The sequence below is a fragment of the Snodgrassella sp. M0110 genome, assembly GCF_016101465.1.
Classification (GTDB): Bacteria; Pseudomonadota; Gammaproteobacteria; order Burkholderiales; family Neisseriaceae; genus Snodgrassella; species Snodgrassella alvi.
In genome coordinates this window covers 1-299 of record NZ_JACFQM010000038.1, presented here as the reverse complement: position 1 = coordinate 299, position 299 = coordinate 1, and the positions used below count along the sequence as shown (strand labels likewise).

1 pseudogene is annotated in these 299 nt (G+C 61.9%); it reads right to left on the bottom strand.

Features of this window, described 5'->3' with window-relative positions:
• Positions 1-299, bottom strand: a pseudogene (locus H3T84_RS12010) (RHS repeat protein); the annotation flags it as partial.

Here is a 299-nt window from a genome sequence, read left to right as displayed (position 1 = left end):
GAAACCGGTACTGTTCGCCGTTTTCGTTGGTCAGGGCGGTGAGGCGTCCGTAGGCATCGTAGCTGAAGCCGAGCTGACGGCCGGCAGCGTCGATGCGGGTATGTACCAGTCCGCGCTGGTCGCGGCGGTAGCGGGTGGTGTGGCCGGCCGGATCGGTATAGCTTTGTAGCTGGCCGGCGGCATTGACGTTGTAGTGTTCTTGCCGTCCGTCCGGCAGGGTGGCGCCAATGAGCTGGCCGGCTGCGTTGTACTGGTATTTGCTGCTGTTACCAATGGCATTGGTGATGCTGGTGAGGTTA